The 23,803-nt window shown below is 39.0% G+C and carries 13 protein-coding genes; 3 read left to right on the top strand and 10 right to left on the bottom strand.

Translation table 11 applies throughout. The features are described from left to right. The first annotated feature begins 10 nt into the window (after nt 1-10). Genes JWG41_RS06230 through JWG41_RS06240 form a run of 3 tightly spaced genes read left to right on the top strand, consistent with a single transcriptional unit; the run spans nt 11 to nt 5,164 of the window. A complete protein-coding gene (locus JWG41_RS06230) occupies nt 11-1,330 on the top strand; it encodes an O-antigen ligase family protein (protein WP_205269072.1) in 1,320 nt (439 codons plus the stop codon). 4 nt (nt 1,331-1,334) lie between these two features. After that, nucleotides 1,335-3,311, top strand: coding sequence for a glycoside hydrolase family 5 protein (locus JWG41_RS06235; RefSeq protein ID WP_205269073.1), 1,977 nt, complete (start codon nt 1,335-1,337; stop codon nt 3,309-3,311). Continuing rightward, complete coding sequence (locus JWG41_RS06240; RefSeq protein ID WP_205269074.1) at nt 3,308-5,164, top strand: adenylate/guanylate cyclase domain-containing protein; 1,857 nt, start codon at nt 3,308-3,310, stop codon at nt 5,162-5,164. Before JWG41_RS06235 ends, JWG41_RS06240 begins: the two co-directional genes overlap by 4 nt. Before the next feature lie 416 nt (nt 5,165-5,580). Here the strand turns inward: JWG41_RS06240 and JWG41_RS06245 are convergent, their stop codons facing one another. Genes JWG41_RS06245 through JWG41_RS06290 form a run of 10 tightly spaced genes read right to left on the bottom strand, consistent with a single transcriptional unit; the run spans nt 5,581 to nt 23,761 of the window. Next, nucleotides 5,581-6,216, bottom strand: coding sequence for a hypothetical protein (locus JWG41_RS06245; RefSeq protein ID WP_205269075.1), 636 nt, complete (start codon nt 6,214-6,216; stop codon nt 5,581-5,583). Beyond that, on the bottom strand, nt 6,206-12,121 hold the full coding sequence (locus JWG41_RS06250; RefSeq protein WP_205269076.1) for a TIGR04388 family protein: 5,916 nt from the start codon (nt 12,119-12,121) through the stop codon (nt 6,206-6,208). Before JWG41_RS06250 ends, JWG41_RS06245 begins: the two co-directional genes overlap by 11 nt. A gap of 24 nt (nt 12,122-12,145) precedes the next feature. Continuing rightward, a complete protein-coding gene (locus tag JWG41_RS06255) occupies nt 12,146-14,821 on the bottom strand; it encodes an efflux RND transporter permease subunit (RefSeq protein WP_205269077.1) in 2,676 nt (891 codons plus the stop codon). Beyond that, nucleotides 14,818-17,784 (bottom strand): efflux RND transporter permease subunit, encoded by a 2,967-nt coding sequence (locus tag JWG41_RS06260; RefSeq protein WP_232373765.1) that lies wholly within the window; start codon nt 17,782-17,784, stop codon nt 14,818-14,820. Before JWG41_RS06260 ends, JWG41_RS06255 begins: the two co-directional genes overlap by 4 nt. A gap of 2 nt (nt 17,785-17,786) precedes the next feature. Continuing rightward, nucleotides 17,787-19,187 carry an efflux RND transporter periplasmic adaptor subunit gene (locus JWG41_RS06265; RefSeq protein ID WP_205269079.1) on the bottom strand — a complete coding sequence of 467 codons (1,401 nt, stop codon included), beginning with the start codon at nt 19,185-19,187 and terminating at the stop codon, nt 17,787-17,789. After that, on the bottom strand, nt 19,184-19,816 hold the full coding sequence (locus JWG41_RS06270; protein WP_232373767.1) for a hypothetical protein: 633 nt from the start codon (nt 19,814-19,816) through the stop codon (nt 19,184-19,186). The genes JWG41_RS06265 and JWG41_RS06270 overlap by 4 nt, the downstream gene beginning before the upstream one ends. Further along, nucleotides 19,813-20,319 carry a hypothetical protein gene (locus JWG41_RS06275; RefSeq protein ID WP_205269080.1) on the bottom strand — a complete coding sequence of 169 codons (507 nt, stop codon included), beginning with the start codon at nt 20,317-20,319 and terminating at the stop codon, nt 19,813-19,815. The genes JWG41_RS06270 and JWG41_RS06275 overlap by 4 nt, the downstream gene beginning before the upstream one ends. Beyond that, entirely contained in the window at nt 20,309-20,851 is a 543-nt protein-coding gene (locus tag JWG41_RS06280) for a hypothetical protein (protein WP_205269081.1), read from the bottom strand. The genes JWG41_RS06275 and JWG41_RS06280 overlap by 11 nt, the downstream gene beginning before the upstream one ends. Beyond that, nucleotides 20,848-22,221 (bottom strand): Ig-like domain-containing domain, encoded by a 1,374-nt coding sequence (locus tag JWG41_RS06285; RefSeq protein ID WP_205269082.1) that lies wholly within the window; start codon nt 22,219-22,221, stop codon nt 20,848-20,850. The genes JWG41_RS06280 and JWG41_RS06285 overlap by 4 nt, the downstream gene beginning before the upstream one ends. Further along, nucleotides 22,208-23,761 (bottom strand): TolC family protein, encoded by a 1,554-nt coding sequence (locus JWG41_RS06290; protein WP_205269083.1) that lies wholly within the window; start codon nt 23,759-23,761, stop codon nt 22,208-22,210. Before JWG41_RS06290 ends, JWG41_RS06285 begins: the two co-directional genes overlap by 14 nt. Nucleotides 23,762-23,803 lie beyond the last annotated feature (42 nt).

Here is a 23,803-nt window from a genome sequence, read left to right on the forward strand (position 1 = left end):
ATCCAAAGTTATGTTTTACCGAATCTATCGTTCGTTTCTTGCCTTGTCCATCATTTCCTGTGCCCTTTCTGTTTCCTTAAGCCAACTTTTCTTACTCCTCTCTTTTGTTTTTTTCCTCCTACTTCCAGAAAAACCAAAACTAACAAGTCCTTTGGTCAAAATTCTCTTTTTATTTTATATTTGGCAAATTGTAACCGTTTTGTATCATTTCTCCGCTTCGGGCTTTGACATAAACTCCATCAAACATGCGTTCCGTGATGAGATGAAAGATATCTTTCTTGTTACCGCATTTATCTCTGTCCAAGGAATCAAACCGGAAGATAAAAAATTCCTCTATAAAACTTTTTTTATTTTTGCTCTAGTGATCGTAGTCACAGGTTTTATCTCCATTTTTTCCATGACAAGACTTTCGAGATTGATTTCCGATCTTTATAAAACCTCCGCCTCCTGGCCCTACCAACACCATTACGGCAAAATCACTCATGTAAATATCTACCTTCCCATAGGACTCATGAATACCCACCTTACCTTTGGTGGATTACTCGCATTTATCTTTCCTGGTTTTGTCTTTCGATTGTATGATTCTTGGTATAAAAAAGAATCCTTTTTCAAAATTTCTATCAACGGCATATTACTTTTATTAGTATCCCTGGTGTTTTTGTTTAACAATGCGAGATCTTCCCTTCTCGGAGCACTCGTAAGCACCCTATTTGGAATTTACATATTGGTTTTTATTGATAAAGACATTTCGAAAAAAATGTTAAAACGAATCGGGATCTTTAGCCTACTATTTCTAATTGTCGTTTTTACTGGTTATAAAACCACAAATGCGGTCAAACGAGTCGTAGACCCATTATTTGGTGGGGAAAAACATACCGATTCGGGAAGGACTTTTATTTGGGATTCCACCTTCCCTCTGATAGAAAAAAACCCAATTTTTGGAATTGGATCGGGGAACTACCATAAGGAAATCGAAATCTCAAGAAAAGAAAAAGAAAAAGAAAACAAAGAGCTTAGTTTCTTTTACGAAGTCACTCAACGTGGGCATGCGCACAATGATTACTTTCATTTAACAGCTGTATTTGGTGGACCACAAGGAATTCTTTATCTAACCTTATTTGCGTTTATCCTCTACACACTTTTAAATGGAAACATTCCTAAAAAAATTCGATTTATGACTTATGGACTAGTTGGATTTTTCTTTTCTGGACTTTTACAATGTTATTTTCAAGATGATGAAGTTTTGATTGTATTTTATTTTTTACTCGGTTATCTCAATCTCTACGCTGAGTCCGAAAAACCAACGAACGAATTAGAGGCAGGAAAATAGATCGATGGCACCAAAAAAACTCTCACCCCAAGGCGAATGGTTTGTAGATGCGAGCGGTAGAAAAGTAATTTTACGCGGAATTAACTTAGGTGGTGATACCAAGGTTCCCTTTCCTAATGGAGGAACCCAGTTCCCTACCGATTTCTCAGATCATAAAGAAGTTAGTTTTATTGGCAGACCCTTCCCTCTTTCCGAAGCAGACACCCACTTCACAAGACTCAAACAATGGGGATTCAATGTTCTTCGTTTATTAACTACTTGGGAAGCAGTCGAACACAAAGGCCCGAACGAATACGACGAAGTCTATTTGGATTATTATACCGAAATTGTGCGTTTGGCCGGCGAATACGGTTTTTATGTTTTTGTGGATTTCCACCAAGATGTATGGTCAAGGATGACCGGTGGTGACGGGGCACCCGGTTGGATTTTTGAAAAACTTGGAATTGATTACCGTAAACTCTCGGAAGCCGATGCTGCGATTGTTATGCAAAGGGCTTATGACTTTACAAGACCTGGGATTCGCCAGGAAGAAAACTATCCTCTTATGTGCTGGTCACAAAACTATAGTTATGCTGGGAATGCCATTCTTTGGACTTTGTTTTTTGGAGGAAGGGATTTTGCACCGAACTTTCTCATTGATGGGAAAAATGTTCAGGATTACTTACAAGATCATTACCTCGGTTGTATGAAACAAATTGCCGAACGAGTGAAAGGTTTTGATTTTGTTTTAGGTTTTGATTCATTGAATGAACCAGGGAAAGGATTTATTGGTCGAGCCATGAACGACCGCGGACTGAAAAACACGGAAGAAGATCCCGCCAAACCAGGGCTAGGTTGGTCTCCGATCGATGCTCTCTTTTCATCTCATGGACATTCCATTGATTTACCTTACCTCACTCTCAAAGTCTGGAAAGGTGGATTTGTTCCGACAAAAACAGTCACCGTGAACAAAAACGAAGTATCTATTTGGTTACCGGAATCACCAGGAGATCCATTCCAATTGGAAGGAGCTTACACCATCACGAAAGACGGAACTCCCTTTATCGAAAAAAATGATTTTTTCCAAACGGTTAATGGGAAGACTATCGACTTTGATCGGGACTACTTAATTCCTTTTATGCGCACCGTCGGCGAAACCATCCAAGCGATTAGAAAAGACTGGATGGTCTTTATTGAAAGAGAAGCTTCTGACGCCTTCACCCATCCTCATTTGAATGGAGAGGCACCGAAACTTGCAGTTAACGCTGCCCATTGGTATGATATCCTTCTTCTACTTTACAAAACCTTTCTTTATCCCATTGCGATAGACACTCTCACCAAACGACCCGTATTTGGTAAGTCGGGAATCGAAGCCATGTATGTGCGCCAACTCACACGCATTAAAAACACTGCTGATTCCGTTCCTGGAAAAATCCCAAGCCTGATTGGTGAATTCGGAATTCCCTTCGACTTACAAGATGGGAAGGCATACAAAGAATGGAAAAAAGGAAACCACTCCCCTAAAATTTGGAAACGGCATGTGATGGCCCTCGATGCCATGTACAATGCGATGGATCATCTCTTTTTATCCAACACTCTCTGGAATTACACCGCATCAAACGAAAACGATTTGATGGTAGGAGATGGTTGGAACCAAGAAGATCTCAGTGTATTCTCCAAAGACCAAATCATTCCCGGTTCTGATCCGGATGTGTATGGAGGAGGAGGACGTGCCATTGAAGGGTTTTGTCGTCCTTATGCTGCCTTCACCCAAGGAACTCCGATTAAAATGAAATACAATCTAGGAACCCGCGAATTCCATTTTGAATGGTTGTCTGACGTAGCCATCCAAGAGCCCTGTATCATCAAAGTTCCTCGTTTCGTTTATCCCAATGGAGTACAAATTGTACTTTCCAATGCCGAAAAAATTTCGGATACCGAAGGGGAACTTACAGTCAAAGGAAATGGAGGGAAAGCGAGCCTCCTCCTAAAACCAATATGATCGATTTAAAATCCTTACTACAAAAATACCCTTGGGAAGACAGGTGGAAAAATCTCGCAACGCCCATAGATTCCTTTTGGGAATTTGACCTCCCTGTCACGAGAGAAGAAATGTGGCCCCATTTAATTGATACCTCTGCCCTCAACAAAAGAGTGGGGATGCCGAGGTATGATTACCAAGAAAAAGATGGGAAACTAATGGGTAAAACCAGACAAGTTGGTTTCCGATTGGAATGGGAAGAGGTTCCTTGGGAATGGGAGTATCTCAAAGAAATAGGAAACGCAAGAATTTATAGCAAAGGATTTGGTCATTATGTCCGCAGCCGAATCATCTTAGAAACGTTAGGTGAATCCAGATGTAAAGTTTATTTGTATTTTGGTTGGATTCCGAGAAATTTCTTTATGCGAAAACTTTTGCAATATGCAATGCCAAAGTTAGAAATTTCCTTTCGCAAAGCTTTTGATGAGATCACAGAAGAGATCAAACGTAAAAAACCAAAAAAAACACTTATCCCCGGAAAAGAATTTTCTTTTGTTCCTGAGGCACAATGGATTCATCCAGAAAAACTGGACAAAGAAACGCAAAACCTAATTAACAAAGGGATTTCTAAAGAAGCGGTCAAATCCGTTTTCGATTGGATCAAAACCGCATCTGATAACGACCTAGACAGAATTCGCATCAAAGAAGTGAGTCGAAATTTAAATCTAGACCCCGACGAAATTTTATTTTTGTTTTTACAAGGTTGTCGGCTAGGAATCTTCACTCTGAGTTGGGACATTGTCTGTCCCCATTGCCGGGGAGTCCGAACTAGCCTCACTCGACTGAGCGACTTACCCGCCAAAGACGAATGCGAAGTTTGTGAAATAGATTTTGATACCACCGGCGTGAACTCTATCGAAGTTACCTTCCACCTCCACCCAAGCATCCGAATCATAGAAAAACAATTTTTTTGTGCAGCAGAACCTGCCACTAAACAACATATCCTTCTCACAAAACTAATTCCTGCTAAAAAATCATTTTCCTCCAATTTACTCATTGGTTCGGGAGTTTTTCGTCTCAGGAGAAAAGGTGATAAAAAATACCGCCTCGTTGATATCAAACAATCGTACCAACAAACAGATATTTTGTGGCTTCCGGAAACCAAAGAAGAAGAAATCAAAGTTTCCCCAAAACCAAACTTAGTTTTTGAAAACGAATCCGACTCCGATGTTACCATCGTCTTAGAAGAACGAAGCGAAGACCAAATCAGCCTTCGACCATCCGAAATTTTCAATTACCAAGAATTTCGAGACCTCTTTTCCGAAGAAGCTGTCGCTACCAATTTACAACTTGATATAGGAATCAAAACCATTCTATTCACGGACATTGTCGGTTCGACCAAGTTCTATGAATCCGAAGGGGACCATGGTGCCTTTTTACAAGTGCGTGAACACTTTATCAAAACCAACCAAATCATCCAAAACTTTCGTGGTGTTGTTGTAAAAACCATTGGTGATGCCGTGATGGCTAGTTTTTCAAACCCGCTGCAAGCATTAAAGGCCGCCAAGGAAATGCAGGAATGGTTCCATCCCGAAAACCAACATACACCCGTTAGGATACGAATTTCCATTCACACGGGAAACTGCTTGGCCGTAAACTTAAACAGCAATATCGATTACTTCGGAAACACCGTCAACTATACGGCTAAAATCCAATCAGTCACCAACTCAGGGGAAGTTTCCTTTAGCGAAACCATCTTCCGTGACCGAGACGTTCGCGAATACCTCAGAGCCGAATCCATCAAACTCCACAAAACCGAGTTCCCCCTCCCCTGGGCTGACCGAACCGACTTTGTTTATGTTTGGAAGGTATGAAGTTTACCCATCCCCCACTCCTGCCAGCGGAACATCCTGTTCCGACTGGCGAGCTACGGCCATCCCTGGCCTCGCTACCGTGGGGAACGGGAAACTTGTTAAGAGAAGAAAGGTAGATAGGGATTGGTTGGTATAGAGTTGGGCGCCTCGCAATTGTTTGGTGGAGCTTACCTCAATGGTTCAAGCGACCGCGCTTTACGCTACAATCTTTCCCTACGGGAAAGGATTTCCGCACACAGTTGGTTTTGCTTTTAAGCTTTTCTCGGAGATTTATTTCTGATTGTCATGGCGCCTTACTTAGGTTGGATTCGCAAGGCTCATCCACCAAGTCAAACCTTCGGTTTGCTTGTATCCTCGCTCCTATGGTCGCTGCGGATTAATCGCTGGCGCGGGGTTAGCTCGGAATAAATATATTTCTATTTAGGTGGTGGCGGGACGAGATATAATTCGAATCCGTTTTCGATTTGTGGCTTCACTGGATCTTGGAGAACCATCGATAGAAATTTTCGTTTTTCTATTTCATCGTAATGATCATAGTAGCGATTTCCAATGGTAAGGAACAATCGGTGCTCGTTATCATGTTGATAATATCTGACTGAACAGTTTATATATTCAATTGAGAAATTTAGCTTTTCACATTTTTCTTGATCACATTCTTGCTTATATATCCAATCCTTGCCCTCCTTATAAACTCGACCGTCCCCGATATGTTCATATTCTGCCCTTGCTTCAGAAGGCCCACCGGCGAGAATTGTAATACTTCCTTTCTGATCAACGTAATAATTATATGTATGTTCATTAAAATCGGGGCTTGTCCAGTTTGTGTTGTTGAATACTTGATCCATTTTATGAAATCGCACATCTTGTAACATCATATAACAATTTAGTTCATTTTTTATTGTGACACAATTTGGCTGATTCTTTGCAGTGACGGGACAACCTTCAGATGCATCCAAATAAAAAGGTTCTACATCTTCCACGATAGATTCTTTTTTTTTACAGATTGTAAGGTTAAAAAGTATTATCATTAAAAATATTATTTTAAACTTCATTTCCTGCCTCGACTCTAACTTGTGGTTTTAATTCATAAAATTCTGATCGCATTAAATAACTTGATTCTTCTGATGATTGTAAGTTTTTATTTAATTTTTTAACTTTATCCGTTATTTCCTTCGCAGAGAGTCCCTTGGCTTTTAATATTTGTTTCAATTCAGTTGTTAAAACCTCATTTTTTTCGGACCGAATCCATCTATTATCCACCCCCTTACCATCACGAGATTCCGCAATCTGGTATTCAAAAATACCGAGCACTTGATTAAACCTTTTGCCAGTAATCATATAAACATGATCCGACTTTACTGCAGAAATCGTGCTGTCTGGTAAATTCTTATCCGCCCTCGTGATGCCAATCAGACCCACGCTGAGTTCTTTAGGTTTGAAATTCGTTTTGTGATTTGCCAAGTCCTCACTGGTCGTGATCCGATCGGAAACTAAGTTCATCAAGCTGGAGGCCTGACGGAAGTATTCCACCCCATTTTTATGCACATTTCGATTATTATATTCTAAATTCATATTTTTCATTTCTTCGGACATTTGGTACACATCCGTATTTAAGTTTGCAAAACTTCCAGGGGTCGTGATTCCAGAAGCATTCAAAACTGCACCAATAAACCGAATGCAGTCGACCCCATCCACGGCCCGAAACCCATTCGCATCTACAGGATTTACGGCTGATACCACTTCTTTACCATCGATTATTTTATATTGTTCATAAGAAATTTTCCCTTTCAGAGATTCCCCTAAAAGTTTAGCCACGTTTACCGCATGTTCGGTAACTAACTCTTTCGTAGAGAGATCTACATTTTGGGAAGCCTCACAAATTTCATTGCCCAATCGTTTCAAATAGGCCGCATTCGATTCTTTTTTGGGATCATGTTTGAGGTTGATCCCGGCTAAGGCCTCGGTGGAGGGGATATAGATTGTCTTTTCTGGAATGAATGTATACTGCGAATTCCCTTCTCGCAAACGGATGTATTCATTCAGTTCCGTTTTCACCCCTGCAGTAATAGGAACATCTTTTCCACCACGGAGTATTTTAATTTTTGCTTCAATTTCACTTGTATCCACTCCTGCCTTTCTTAGTTCGTAGAGTTTCTTTTCTGTATCGAGACGAGAGTCTTTACCATAATCATCAATTACGCTGGATTGGATTTTTTTGATTTCATCGTTTGGTATTTGTGATTTGGGTGTGGTATCCTTTTTCGAGTCATAATTTGTATTTTTTTCAATCGTATAACCATCTGCGAAACTCGATATCGATTCTCCGAATCGTAGCAAACCTGCTTTCAATGGGCTGGTAATCCTTCCTAAAAAAGATTGATCAGAGGAGGCTCCAATCGAAATGGTTTGTGCATCAGACCCAATGGAGGCAAGTCCAGAAAGCCCTCCTCCCAATCGGTTTCGTAAGGCAAGTCCCAAGCCAACTCCCCCAAGTAATAAAGAACCCATAGTTCCAGCAGCTTCAGCAAAGTCAGAAAAAACATCCGAATCATTTTCAGAAGTAGCCAATGATTTCCCATCCCCAGAATCACCCGCGTCCTGAGCCGCATTAATATTTTGCTCTGCAAAATTCATTTCTTGAATTTGAAAACCATCATTCGAATTTGTTCCTAAAGTCACACCTTGTAACTCTGATGAGGTGGATATTCCGTTACGATCAATAGACGATGTTAGTCCAAGTTTTGATTTGGGATCGGTGTAACCAATACTTCCACTCAGACCACTACCATTTAAATCATACATCATGGAAAAATTCCAATCACTCCTTGGACCCTTACCTGTAGGATTGTAATTGAAACCTACATTCGCGGCTCCATTGGTTGTGATATCTGCAGCCAATTGCACTCCGCCACCAAGAGATTTGGAAGCTTGCAAAGTAGTATTTCCTTTCTCCGAGAAACTAACACTCATATTGCTAACTGCGTTTCCAATCCCAAGAGATCCTCCCCAACCATTTTGTTCGGAATAGGTAACTCCAATTCCAGGTATCATTCCTTTAAAAACACCTGATTGGATTTTCCCCATACCTTGGGTCACTCCACCGATCACTCCATTGGCAAAACCCGCCATTGCTCCTTTGGGTCCTTCATGACTTCCCGCCATCGTTTGCACGAAAGTAGAAGCAACTGCTTGTCCGACTTGCGTTGTCGCGGGTAAAATTCCACTCGTCATCGTACTGACTGCTTTCCCTATCTTTGTGAGAACGGAGCTCATTCCACTCAATGCACCACTAGCACCGAAAGTGATCGCTAGAGAAGCCGCATTCACTACAGTCTGCCGGACTGCATTTGACTTTGCTTTTTTATCCGATTTTTGTTTTTGCTGGGAAGAATAAGTTGAATCTACAATTTGCCGCACTCCATTTTCGTCCATTCCCATAGACTTTGCTAATTCTTTAGCGAGTGCTTTTTTCCCAAGCTCTTCCACAACCGCTTTTGAATCTCGAAGATTTAGATAAGCGCTCTGGTATTTTGTCCACCCTGCTTGCATACCAAAAGCTTGTAAGGTATAACCAAAACTTTCAGTAGTTGATGCGTTTAGATTTTTATTTCCTGCATGGAGAACTCCATTGGTATCCTCCATAATCGATTGAATCTCATCTTCGGTAACACCTAAAGCAACAGTAGCCGTCTTTACCATCCCACCGAAGGCTCCGATCATCTGTGATCCCATATCATACATTGGGTTTTTTGCCATAGCTTTGTTCGCTTGTTTCGCTTTGACTTGGCCGTATTTATCACCTAGAAATTTTGAAATGACATCTGTAGGAATTCCTGTTCCTTTTGAGATCGCCATAGAGATTCCATTTTGAACTAACATTTGTTCATTTGCTTTAATCTCTTGTAACCGTTTTCCTGATCCCGCAATTTGTTCGTTAATATTATTATACTGTCTTTCTCCAATTATTTTTTTTGTGATTCCCATGGAAGCAGACATAGCCGCATTTAAAGAAACCGTTGTTACACCAAAAGATATCTGATCTAACATGCTGAAAGAACTTGAAATAGTTTTCGCAGCAATAGACTCTAAAACTTGTATTGGATTTTTGATCGAAACAAATTGATCACGTGATTGGATTTTTTTGGCGCTCATCCTACCTCGCATAAAATCAATTGCCATGGTTGCCATCTGGATATCGGACTCGCGACCACCTGTAGCTTTAATCCAAGCCTTCGCTAATTCTCCATTAATTGCTGATTCTAATTTTCCAGTAAGAGAAGCCCTCATACCCGCTGCCCCACCAGTTAAGTAAGCAATTGCCAATTCCTGAATGAGAGAATCATTATTTTCCTGTGATTCCTTTCTCGCTAAAAACAATTCCTGATTCCGATAGTCTTTCTCGTGAATAGAAGTTAGATTCGAATGAAGGGACTTTTTATCTTTTTGTAGAGAATTCGAAAGAAAAGAACGTGTAACCTCCTCTTTTTTCTCATATAAATTTTCCCAATCCTCCTCATTCCAAACAGTAAAAAAATCTTTTTCACTACTGACAGAAACTTTCCCAATGGAACCCATTTGAATGTGTCGAACTTCTTCTGTTTTCCCTGCATTGTACTGCCCATCTGTATTCTTTCCGGCAAGTAATCCATTATGAATTTCTTTTTTTAAAGTGAGGACTCCGTTATTGGAATCCATAGTCACTTCATAAGCTTTTCTCAATAATGTTTTGCAAATGTTAGCGTCTGGATTTTCATAACAAGAACCAAATCGAATTTGTTCTTCCTGCGTAAGTGACGAAGAATCATAAGTTCCAAGTATTATCATTTCTTCTTTTGTAAGTTTTCTTCCACCTAATGATTCCGAATTCATTTCGTAGGTCATTTGATTGATTAACTTTTGTTGTTCTGTTCGTTTGACCTTCTCTAAATCGGCATTCATCTGGATGACTGATGCATATTGCCCAACTCCCGTGATGGTTCTTTGAAATTCTTCCAACAATCCAGGACCATTCCCTCCAATTTGAATTCCATTGGTCGATCCTTCGAATGTTGCCAAAGATTGAAACTCTAAGCCTTTAGTTTTATCAAACACCTCCAAGTTTTTGCTAGGTGTCCAAGTCGAAAGAGAAGGAGTAGAGATGTTCTTTGTTTCCCCCGCTTCATATAAATCAGCCCAAGATTTCCATCCGTTTCTTTTTTCTTCCTCAAGACGTTGTAACCACTCTTCTTTAGAACGTTCTAGTTCCTGGCGATTGGCTTCTAACTTTGCATTTGCTTCTGCGATCAAATTGCTTCGATTTTCTTTCCATCCTTCGTATGTGTTTGCGTATTCTTTTACCTTCGATTCCCAATGGGAAACCGCCGGTAGCAAGGTATTTTGGAAGTGATTGTACTGACCACCTAATTGAGAAGAATTATCTTTCCAATAGAGAGATGTTTTCGAGGAGTTTTCATCAAACATTTCATAAAGAACCGAATAACCAATGGCCCCCATTTGAAAGTCATGGCTACCGGGAGTTAGAATTGTTACATATCTGTCTGCTTTCCAATATCCATATTTTTGATGACTATCCAAAAGCAGATTTCCATGTGTGTGATGAGCCTCATCAAAAGGAATGTAAAAATCTCCAATTTTTTGGTTATTAATAAAATGGAAAGCGTCTGTATATAAATTGGCAGCTACTAAAGATTGAACCCTTCTTCCATCACCTAACTTACTATTGATAATCGAAGTGAGTCTTCCAAAATCGCCGTTATGGATGGATTGTAAGATACCTTGCATTTCTAAATCATAAACATTAGAAAATACTCCTACTTCCCCGATACCTCCACTCAACCAGTTTTCATACCTCATATCGTTTGTTAGATCGTAATAGGTTTGGTTTCGTAGCTTCCATTCAGCAGAAGCCAAATCAAATGCGGAAGTCGACTGAGCTAGATCAATTTGAAACCCGGTTTGGTAAGTATAAATCCTCTTCTGATACACCTGGTATTCCGAAAAAGCTTGGTTCGATTCGTCAGATAAAAAATCACGAATTCTTATCGAGATCGAAGTGAGAATCGAATCAGGATCAACATTGGATTGGTTCATTTCCTCAGAAAGGTCGCCAATGAATCTCGAAAAAATCTTACCGGCTTCATTATAACTCCCATCAAAATTTTTATATTGGCAGCCAGTTGTGATAGAACAGGAAGAATCCAAACCTACCTTTAATTGAGACACTACTTCACGTAGAGCTGTTTTGATTGTACCCTTATAGGAATTAATTGCGTTCAGATGATTGGAAAATTGATCTTCTGTTTCTTCTAGAGAACGAATGTAGTCTTCGTAGTCAGTTTGCAATTGTGAAAAGGAATTGGCAAAAGAGTCCAAACCATCTTGTCTTGTTTGTCCCCATTCTAATTCCCATTCCCTTGCTGATTCCAAAATTCGACTTCTGTTTTCTGCGAGATTGCGTTCCTCTTCCGTATATTCCGCGTATAATGATTCTTGTCCGATTCTTTGCAGATAAAGTGCATCCACTTTGCCGGTTTCCAATTTATGTAAAAATGCATTCCGATTCTCAAAATAATCTTCGGTGAGCTGCCTTTCCCATTCGGAATACAAAACAACAACTTCCGAAAACAAAGACCGCCTCCTCTCATCGATATATCCTTCATTGGAGACAAATTGATCTTCCCCATTTTCCTCTAGCAACATTTGTTCTACCATTCGATCTGCATTTTCCATCCATTGGTTCATGGAAAAACTCAACACTTCTTCCACCCTGTGATCCCATTCTTCCATAGAATTAGAAAAGTAAACATTCCCATAAAACTCGGAATAGTCGGACGACTGGTAACCTGGGACAGACCAGGATTCGGAAAGAGACTGTCCATGTAGGGTGCAAACAAAAAGAAATAGAATGAAGTTAATAGTGACTAATAGTAAACGATCGAAAGAGGATTTGTAAACCATGGAGAACCTCAGTTCTCTTAGGTATCAAAAGAGATGTTTGGTTTTAAAAATTTTCCATTTTTGAAAGATTTGGGACTGGATTAGAAAAAAACTGAAAATCAAAAATAGACCATTCATAAAAAATCGACCGCCATCACCAGGAAGGAAGTAGGAAACGAAAAGTAGAATACAGAATGGAATTTGTTTTTCTAAACTAATTGTCTTACGAGGGATCCAAAGAACAAAAAATAACAATAAGGTGGTGACAGAACCAAACAAAAGATAATCATCACCGAATACAGAAACATTCAATCGCCAAAGAAACAAAAAACAAAACAAGTGCAGAATCCAACCCATTTTATCTTTTTTTCGATAAAGAAAAATAGCAAAAACTAGAAACAGAAAAATGGGACGATATTGATTTTTTAAATCTAGTGAAGGTATCATTTCCGAAAGTTTCACCACATCATTCTGTAAAAACTTTTGGATTTTAGATTTCAATTCTACCCATTCGATTTCTTTTCCTTTCACTAAGATCTCTAAACTGGTTTCTCCATTTTTACGATAAATCCTTCCGGGAATTTTTATCTTTTGGTAATCCGTAAACGACTGACTATAAAGGGAAGTTCCCGAATTCAGTTTAGTAGGTTCTTCTGCATATCGTTCCATTTCTTTCTTTTGTTTTACAACAAAACGAACATCTGTTAATCGATTTTCTAATACCATCTTTCCAACAATGGCAGATTGTAATCCTAATGCCCTTTCGTGAAGGGACTCCTCCCTATTGAACCCAATCAAATTCTGAAACATTGTTGGTGAATGGGAGCTAAGTCCCTCTGTAGAAGGTTGAAAACAAAGGACAACTTCTTCGACACCCGGTTTGTGATGTAACAAGGGAATGAGACCCAGGATGGTTTTTTCCAAGGTTTCTGTATTAGCATTCGAAAAACGAATCGTTTGGTTTGTGTTAGTTTCCGATCCACCTAGTATATGAAAATACCCAGATTCGGTAGGCAAATTTTGAATCCCGGTTTTTAAACCGAATTCGTTCCAACGAAAATAAAAATCGGCACTGGAGGTGTTTTGTTTAACTACAAGTAGTTCCGTCAGATTCCTTTTTAAAATTGAATCTTCCACCTGTTTGGTGATACGAATGGATTCTTGTTCGGAGATGGAAGTGGGAAATTCCAATTTCCCCATCTGGATACTTCCTTGAGACGAATGGAGAGAATACCACCGAAAACTTGAAACGAGAGCGGTTGTCACTCCCAGCATAAAGAACCCAAAGACCAAAATCTTTCCCCAAATTGATCCTTGCGACTGTGATACCTCTTGTTTCTTTTTAAAAAAGGAAAGAAATCTTATGAAATCAAATCCGATAGAGGGAATCGAAAAAGAAAGAAAAGAATTCATAAGAATCTTCAAGAAGAAAAAAGACAGTAAAAAATAGATATGGCATAAAGAGAGAATGGCAAAAGACATTGGAATCCAATTCCAAAATACAAATACATAGAAAACACAATACGAAGGAACCATCGACCAAAACCACTGCTGGATCTTTCTTATGGAACAAACAACAAGCAGATACTTCCAAACTAGACAGAAAAACAAAATAGATCGACCAATTGGATAGTTTATTAGATTAGCAAATCCTAAAAATAAGAGAAGGGCTACGTAATAAGAAAGTAGATCATTGATAGTTTCCTTTCCTGTTTTTTTCGAAAATAGAGCAAAGAAAATCAAAACCAAATCTACAAAAAAGAAAAGCCAAATCCAACGAAATAAATCATTGATAAAATCTTCATGGCTCGAATACAACAAGGTCCAATCCTTATTGATAGATAAGATGGAATTTAATTCCTTTGTGATAGAATATAAGGAGGTGCTACTATCTGCTTTGATCATAATGGTTTCAGAACTGATCCCATTAATTCTTGTTCCGTGGCGGACCTCTCTTTCCCTTAAAGAAACAACTCCCAAAGAAGAAATCTTTAAACCTTCACCCAAAAAAGAAGGAATGCCAACCTGTGACCAGTCCTTGGGATGGATTGGAAAATCTTTTTGAAACCAATGCCCATACAATCCATCCAAACTAAAACCAAAAGAATGGTTTCTGATGGCCGAAAAAATTTGAGATAAGGAAGGAAGTTCTGTGGTTTGGATCAAATCCGGTTCGATTTGTAAAATCACTTCTTTTTCAAGGTACTCATGGTGAACAAAAGACAAAACACCTTTCAAAGTCCGAATCTTTTGTTCCAATTCTTTCCGCGTGGCATCGGAGCCTTTCCTCGTTCTTTGTAAGATGAGAATATAACTCTCTTCTGATTTTGTAGATTTGATCTGAGGAAAAAGAGAATCCTTAGGAAATCTTTGTCTCTGCAATAGATATTCATTCCGAATGGATTTGATGATATCCTGTTTTTGAATTCCAGTTTGTAATTCGAGAAGAATCATGGAACTTCCGACTTCCGATATGGATTCAATTTGCTTATAACCAGAAATGGATCTTAAAATTTGTTCCCAAGGTTTGGTAAGAGATTCTTCCACTTGGAGAGCCGTTTTGTTTGGCCAATGGTTGATGATTTGAATGGATTCCGCTTTTTCTCTGAAATCTTCCTCACCAAACATCAGTCCATCGATAGAAAGTAAAGACAGTGTTACAAAAAACAGAACCAAAGCCAAAATACGATACCGAAACTGGAAAATCCAAAGGCGATTCATTGTCTCTTTCTCAAAAAATATGAAAATAATACAGGATAGAGATAAAAAACAAAAACCAAAGAAATGGGGATGCCAACAAACATCGTCAAGGCGATGGCTCTTGAAAATTCCGAACCGGAAGTTCCAAAGAATATAACTGGTAAAAACCCCATCATGGTTGTGCCGGAATTTAAAAGGATAGGCCAAACCAACCAACGAAAAATTAACTCTCTCCGTTTGAAGAAAGGGACCTCTTTGGGAATTTCCATCCACCTTTCGCCAAAAAGAGAAATGCTATCCACAGAAAGTCCCAGTAAAACAACAAGTCCGATGTAATGACCTAAGTGGAAGGAATCTAATAGAATCCAAACAAAAGAGGTTGTGATCAAAAGATAAAAGACTGAAATTCCGAGATAGAATATGGGAATTCCAAAGGATTCATAAATCCCAACCAATGCCAAATAAATAAAAACAAAGGCAATGAGAAGTAAAAACAATAGCACCAAAAAGAAATGATTCCTTTCTTTGCTGGCAGAAATTTCAATCACAGAAACACCATGATCCTTCGGGAGGATCGGATCCCATTCCCGATGTTCCCCTCTCCATTCCAAAAAATACAATCCAGACTCTCGATAAAACTGGTCATAACTTAGTTTTTGCTTTGTAGTAAAGATGGATCCCGAATAGATCAAATCGTTTGTTTTTGATTTGAAACCTGTTCGTTTCCAATCCATTCCACCTCTAAAATGCGAACTTTCGATTCCTAAATATAAATCTCCTTTGTTTGTATCGCCGACCTCTCCTAAATACTTGGGAACTTGTTCGTATAAAATTCGTTGTTTCAAATCCTCTTCATTCGGATTCAGTTCCGGGACAGGAATGGATAAGCGAGACCACTCTTCCAGAGTGATTTGTTTTGGAAACGAATCAAAATATCCACTTAACTTTAGTTTATTGGTTTGGTTTTTCCATTCATAAGCAAAACTCCGAAGTTCCTCCCAACTTTCATGTAGAAAAACAATCGAATCCATGGGAACAAAAGGAAGGGCCAAGGAAACTTCCGATGCAATCGGTTCCCATTTCCAATCCCAAACAGATACCGATAAAAATTCCGATAGATGTGTTTTTAGTTCTTCTTCTTTCTCTACCCCCAAGAGTTTCCATTGGATAGGAATTGTTTTTTTAGGATGATAGGTTTCTAATCCTTGCGTATCCAAAGGGAGGGCTAAGACAGAAATTTTCGAATCAAACTTTTTAATTCTCTCTTCTAAACTAGATACAAAACCCAGTCCTTCTTCTAATGAAAGTTTATGCTTAGGCGAGGTTTCCAAACGAATCCCCACAGACGGCTGTTTGGGGAAAATTTCTAGTTTCGATCGAAAACAGAAAACAAGGAAAACCAAAAGAATACAAAAACCAGCGATCCTCCTCCTAGGATTCCATTCGTTTCCCAATTGATAGGTTCTCTCATACAAACGAAATAGGATATTTTCCTGGCTGGAAACTTTCTCATTCTCTTTTAAAAAAGAATCAAACGAGACGGCAAGCAGAGGAACGATCCACAAAGAAGAAACAAGGGAACAAAAAACTAAAAGGGCAATACTAATCCCAGAATCAAAAAGAAAATCTTTCCATTCCATAGGGAACACCAAAAGAGGAATAAAAACAGCAATGGTCGTAAAGGAAGATGAAAAAAGAGAAACAAGAACAGATTGGATTCCTTTTGCAACCGTCTTCATATTGGAGTTTTCTCCGCTTCCTTGTTTACGAATCGAAAAAACAGTTAGATTACTGGCATCAAACAACATACCAATCCCAACAGAAATTCCACCTAAACTGAGTAAGTTGATCGATATAGAAAATAATAAAATCAAATGGAAAAATAGAATTAAAGAAAAGAAAACGGATACAAAAAGGAATAAAGCGGGCAAAAAACTGCGATAAAGAAAATAAGAAAAGAGAAATGCAAAACCGAGCCCCCAAATTAGATTAAATACAAACTGCCGGATTGCCGTTCGTAGTTCCGCGGAAACATCAAAGAAAATACGAGGAGAAGGCCCTTCAAAGGTTTTCAATTTCTCTTGGATCTCCGAAGAAACGCGAAGCGGATTTGCTTCCGAATCTGTGAAGATGGCAAGATAGATTGTATCTTTTCCGTCAATGCGAGTGAGCCTCTCCAGTGGTAAGGGCGACTGAAAAATCTTTGCGAGTGTCCCTAGTGGGGTCGACTTTCCATTTCCCAAATCAATGGGAATTTTTTTTAGATCTCCATGACTACGAATTTCTGGTGAAAACTTTAATTCCGTATCCTTTATATAGCCTTCTATTTTTCCAAGGGAGCCACCTCGCATTGCCGATTGGATTTGGGATTCTAAATCTCGAATGCTGATTGGATATAAATTCAAAACTTCGGGATGGATAGAAACAAAAGAAGATTGTTTTGGTTTTCCCACCATTCGCACTTCTGAAACTCCTGCAATTCTTTCCAGCTGGAATTGTAATTGTTGCAAAAAGAAACCAAAGCGGGCAGAATCCTTAGAGGCAAGTTTTGGAATTAAGATTTCCATAAAGGGCCTTTCCATTGTTTCTCCCCTTAACAATCGTGAAGTTCCGACACCTAATGGAAGTTTATCTTTAATTTCAAATAAGGTTTGATATAACTGGTCTGTAAATTCTGGAATGGAGGCACCAAACAACAAATCAATCTGAATGATGGACTTTCCATGTTCCGAAATGGTACGAATCCGTTCAACAGACTTAACGGAAGATAAAATTTCCGAAATGGGAAGACTTACCATCAAATCCGTGTCTTCCGCAGAATGGTTGGGATATTCAGTGACTACATAATACCGAGATGGGGTCAGTTTTGGTAGAAGCCAAATTTCCAATTCGGGAATTCTAAAAAATACAGCGATGCCAAAGGAAAGAAAAACCACCCAATAGAATCGTTTGTGTTTGGATAAAGAAAGAACATAACCTGCCATACTCATAAGGACAAACTGGATTCGACTTCATCTTCCGAAGAAAGACCTGATAGAATTTCCAATTCGTTCAAAGAATAAGGTTTGAATTGAATGAATCTTTTTTCATTCCCCGTGCCTTGTTTTATATTTACATAAAATCCACTAGTTTCATCCCCCTGAAGGGAAGCAGAAGGTATCAGAATTTTTTCTGTAGTTTCAAGAAGTTTTACCTGCACAAGACCGAACATACCAGGTAGAATCATCAACAAATTTGGTTCCAATCGCACTTTGATCCCAATACTATGAGACCTTGGATCTAAAAATCCTCCCACACGATCCACCTTACCTTTGATAGAAGGTATATTTCCTTGCGAAGGAATAAAAAGAACAGACTTCCCTGGAGAAAAGTTGGATAGGTCGGATTCACCAATTTGGAATCCAACAGAGAGCTCCCCCTTCTCCATTAAAATCATAACCGGTATTTGGTTGGTGAGTTCTCCTTCTTTGGTTTGGATTTTTAAAATTTTACCCGATTTGGGCGCGCGTAACTTAGCATCAGATAACAACTGTTCATTCGACTTAATTTGGTTTTTAATGATTTTCTCGTGAGATTGGCTGAGTTCGTATTCTGTCCTTTCTATCGATGTATTTTTTTCCTTCCAAATTTTTAGTTTGTCTCCAAAACTAAGAGTATCAGTTCCCAAACCCAAACTCATTCCAGTCAAAAGATTTTCGCGGTCTCGTATTAGATTTTTATAGTGACTGTGTTTTGATTCTTCTTCTTGTTTAAATTTTTCTAATTCCGTGAGAGAAACAAAGCCTTGTTTCCAAAGGAGGGTTTTTCTCTCCGTTAGGTTTTGACTTTGGGCCCAATCTTTTTCCGCCAAATCGACCCATTCTGTTTTTTTATCAATCTCTCGGAGTTTGACTTCTACTTGTCTTTCTGCCTGTTTCCATTTTTCAAGAGCCAAATTCACTTGGGAGCCGGCAATTTCAAGAGAGAGACGTAACTTATCCCCTTCCAGTCGCAACAATTCATCATCAATTTCTAAAAGAATCTGTCCTTCTTTGACAACACTTCCCTCTTCCACATAGATTTTTCTCACCCGTCCACTTTGTTTGTGATGTAATTGAATTTCTTTTGTGGGTTCTACAACTGCCGGAAATTCCAATACTTTGTTATCCAGAAGCAAACGAGGCCGAATATACACAAAACTTTGTTTAGGTGCTTCCATGGCCGAAACTTCCGATAAACTCTCCCATTGACTTGGGTAATAAAGATAAGTTGCCAATAGAGGAAACCTGTTTCGAATTCCTACCGTAGAGAAAATCGTGTAAAGAACAGAAGTGGCAAAATACAAAACTCCCAAAATGAGAAATTTACGAATCCAAAGTTTAGAAAAAAGAAACCACTGGGAATTCATACATTTGCCAATGCCAATACAAAGAATACAAACAAGATGGGATTCACATAACCCAAACTATGTGAAATGAATAAAACCGAACGGTCACTGGATACAAATAACCTTCGATATAATTTTCCATTTTGAATGATAAAAAGTAAAAAGAGGGCCGTCCAAAACATAACCACTAATGTGGAATAGTAATTTGTATTCACAAAAAATCCCAAAAACTGATTTCCCAAAAACAAAATACAAACAAAGAAAAAAAACTGGTGAATCAGATTCCGAAAGAAATCCCAAACATTAGTTCGGAATATTTCCTTGGTTCCTTTGCCAAAGGAAAATAGAAAGTTGATCCCAAAACAAACCAAGAAATACAAAACAGCACATAGGATGACAGTAATGATTTGAAAGGGATACAAACTCCATAAAGAGACTTGTTTTCCTGAATTTGCGGCATTCATTTCTAAATTATGATTTAGAATCATAAACTCATCCCAATTCCAGAGGCAGTGGAACGCGTATAAAAAGAGATAAACGGTAAGAAAAAAATACGGAGATTTTCGGAATCCAAACAATTGGTTGGATCCTCTCTTCCAAACACGAGTAAAGTTTTGATACACCAATGCAAACCATAGAAACCATTTCATTTTGATTCTCCTAATTCCTTATCAAGTCTATCAATTAAGGTTTGGAATTGTTTCCTTTGGGCCAAAAATAGTTTTTTCTGTTTTTTCGGGAGTCTCTCTTGGTGAATTTTCAAATACAACAAACAGGCTTCTGGAGAGAGGGGAACTAATTCTAAAAGTTTCGTTTCTTCTTCTTTCAAAACAGAGACCCGTTCATTCGAAATCAAAACTGCTTTAAAATAGAGTAATACCAGTTCCGGAGTTTTCCTTTCTAACTGGGACCAAAAAGAAAAGAACTCCTTCCATTCCCCCAAATAAAACAAGGTTTTGGTATAAAGAATCCCTTCCTCTTCGGTAAATTCCCTCCTGTGTTTAGTCTCTTTTAAAAGAGAACTGACAACCGTTAAATGTCCTGCGCGGAAGGCTTCTGTCAAAATCTTAAATTCATTTTTATCGGATGTGGAAGACAGCGAACAACCAAAAACAATTACAGCTAACAAAATACATATGGCATTAGTTTTCATTTTTTCCTCCTGAAATTTCACGAACCAAATCCCGAAAGGGGAATGGATTTTCTGGATTCCAATTCCAATCAAAACGAATCATTTCTTTTTTAGGAAGATGGATCCAAAACATACGAACTGGTTTTGTTTTTGAGTCAGAGGAAAAACGATATCGCAATAAAAATATATCGGAGGCTCCCATCCTTTCAGCCCGGTCTTTCCAAATTTGGATTCTCGGTCTATCGTCTAGAGACATATCCTTCAATCCATTTTGAAATACCTGTAAGTGATCATCGATTCGTGAAGGCTGTGTTATATCTTCCCAAACTCTATCACCTAACACAACAGAGAATCCCGACTCTTCTAATTCTTCCAAAATCCGTAGACTCACTTCCCTTTCCTCAGAATAAGAATCGAAGAAAACAGGAGGATGGGAATGGATGAGTAATACTTTTTTTCCCGTAAGGATCGGATAGGTGACTGTCTTTACATCCCGAGACATCGGAATACAGGAAATACAAAAAATCAAAACCAAGAAGATGGAAAATTTCATTTGGCCTCCACCTGAATGACAAAAGCTGACTTCATTCGTTTTCCTAAAATAGATTTTGCTTCTTGTTCCAATCGAAATTCATAATAGGGATAAAAATTTGGTGCAAGAGCCGAAGCCGATAGATTAAAATCTCCGCCGGTGGTTATGTTTCCAAATAATGATCCATTACAACTGGCTTCACTTTCAGCATACAAATAAGTTAATTCCTGACAACCAAATGGAGGGACCGTTTGGCAATGAGACCAAACCCAAGACGACAAACGAATGTTTGTGGATGGAGGTGAAATTTTAGAAAGCCGTGTCGCTCCAATGACAGAGGTTGTATCCATAAATTGGTTGAAGAAGATCCGAAAATTATCGGTATTCACATCGGCACAAGCGGAAGGGATCGCCGAATCACCCGTGGTATCATCTCCTCCTCGAAACTGGTAAGCATGGGGACTTAAAATAGGCATTCCCTCACTCCAAAAACAAATCCCGGAATCCCAACGAGCCCCCGTAGTCGATCCTAACTCTTGAATCCCCAAACCACAGTTTTGAGATTCTAAACCAAACCCGATGACTTCTGGATCGGAAACATTACCCACTAAAAAACCTTGCCGAAAGGTTTCAGAAAACTCACCACCATCTAACGAATGTACACCTTTTGGAATTAAGATATGGTATCTTGTTTCTGGTAAAAAAAGAGAATCTGGTAGAATTCTCAACTGAGAAGGATTTTCCCATTCCAACCTGTAGGATACGGCCGGTTCCATTCGCAAACCAAGGCCTATTTCTGCTTGGTTCATCGGTTTACTGAAACGAACTTGGATTGCTGGGGGACCGGGGGTTCCCGAACAAACAGGCGATGTATCATCTAACAGTAAATCAACGGCATTTCCTCCGGCCAAACATTCAACCTCTGTTCCCGAAAGAACAAGAATGGAAGCAACAGTGGGTGGTTCCGGAATTTCTTTTTCCCCTACTCGAAAGGGAATGGTATACACCCGGTCCAAATCTTTTCCGGATTTATCTTCACATTGTTTGGTGAGTCGAACAATATATCCACCCGATGGCAATTCCCCTTTCGGTGAAAACTTCAGTGTGAGGTCTGTGGTTTCAAAACTTCCACGAACGGCAGGTTCTAAGGAAAACCCAGAAACACAGGACTGGATGGACATGGGATGGCTGAATACAATAGAAATATTTGTTTTTGGATCTACATTGTTTGCATCCGAAGTCGGTGTGAATGTTAAAACCCGGGGAGCGTCTGAAACATTTAAAACCCCAAGCCAATCTTCCAAAGAACCAAGATTCGATGTACAACTAGCAAATACCAAGATTGGAAACAATAGAAAAATCCAGAACCAATTCCATCTAACGGGTTTCATACGAATCCTCCATAAAAAATGGGTATTGTTTTTTTAGTTTTGGTTCCTTTATTTTTGAATTTTCCTGAAGGAAACTTTCTTTCCAAGTTTCCAAAATCTCTGTGAGATCACTCGGGATTTGTTTTGATTCCAACTGATAATAACGATTGTCAAAAGGATTTTCCCCGAGTAGCAAAACAAGCTCCAATGCGGTAGCAATGTATTGGAAATAGAAATCCAAAAGATTTTCAATACCAACAAATACCTCTTCTTCCGACTTCAAGTATTCCAAAGCCGAGATCAGTCCTTGGTTTTGTTCCATCCTTTTGATCTTCAGTTGGTGGAGATTGGATTTTGTATTTTCTAAGTACAGATTGTACTTACGATAGAGTTCAATTACTTTGATTTCTAAGGATTGGATTTGGTTTTGAAAACCAATCTCCGATTGTTTCCACTCCGTTTTGGCTTGCACGACATTCATTTTTGAATCGAAAACTTTTTTGTTCCGACCCAAATCATCAAACAAACCGATGGATCCACTTTGAAAGGAGTTCTCACCTGGGCCTACGGGTTGAGGGCCATAACCAGGAATTCTTTGGATTCCATTCCCATCCGATTGGATCCCGTTCTGGGTATTGGATTGAAAGCTGGTTCCACCAAGATTGGCTTGGACACCAAGACTCAGTCCATAAATTTCATTCTGTAGGGGAAACCCAGCATTCCCGTTTTTACCAATATAACCACCTAATACAAGTTTCGGTTTCCAATCATTCTCCAAACTTTCTTCATCGAGTTCTGCTAGTTCCATCTGGAGTCTAGATTTTTTTCGCAATGGATGATTTTCATTCGGAGCCATTTGGATTTTTGTGGGATCCAATAACCGAATGCGTTCCGTGAGTCCCCTCTCCAAAGATAAACTTTGACCTGAATCCAAAGACATGGCTTGTTTTAGTTCTAAGTAAGCCAATTCCTTTGCTGATTCGGAATGGATCTTTTTGGATTGGAATTCAACTTCCCAAGTTTTACGAAAATACAAATCCCCTTGGGGAGAAAGACCGATCTCTGATTCTTTTTCTCTTTTTTGTCCTTCTAGTTTGTAACGAGTCGACCTAAGTTGGTAAATTAAATCGATTAACTGTCGTTTATTGAAAAGCAAATAGGACAAAGAAATGGATTTAAATATCTTTTCTCGTAGAAGTTTTTTCTCTTCGGAATGAATGAGCCTTCTTAGTTCGATTTTTTGTTTTTCCCTTTCTGTTTCTCCTCCATCATACAGAAGTTGTTGGATTTGCAAACGAACGTCCCGGTATTCTTGGTCGATTTGTTCCTGGTTCTTGGAAAAGATTCCAAAATAATGAACCCCTAATTTAGGAAGGTATTGTTTCCATTTGTCTCGTGTGAGGATAGGAAAAATTTCAGAACGAACTTGTTCTAAACCCAAACTCCCACTTCGTTCCATCCCAATCCAAACACAGTCTTCCCATAACAATTTGCCCTCTGCCCGTAGGGGAATCAATAGACTTCCCGCCAAAATCCAGAGAACCCAAGTCTTATGCCACATATCAAACGATAGGTGATGAATTTTCCAGTTGGTCCCTTATAA

Source organism: Leptospira chreensis (assembly GCF_016919165.1).
Lineage (GTDB): Bacteria > Spirochaetota > Leptospiria > Leptospirales > Leptospiraceae > Leptospira_A > Leptospira_A chreensis.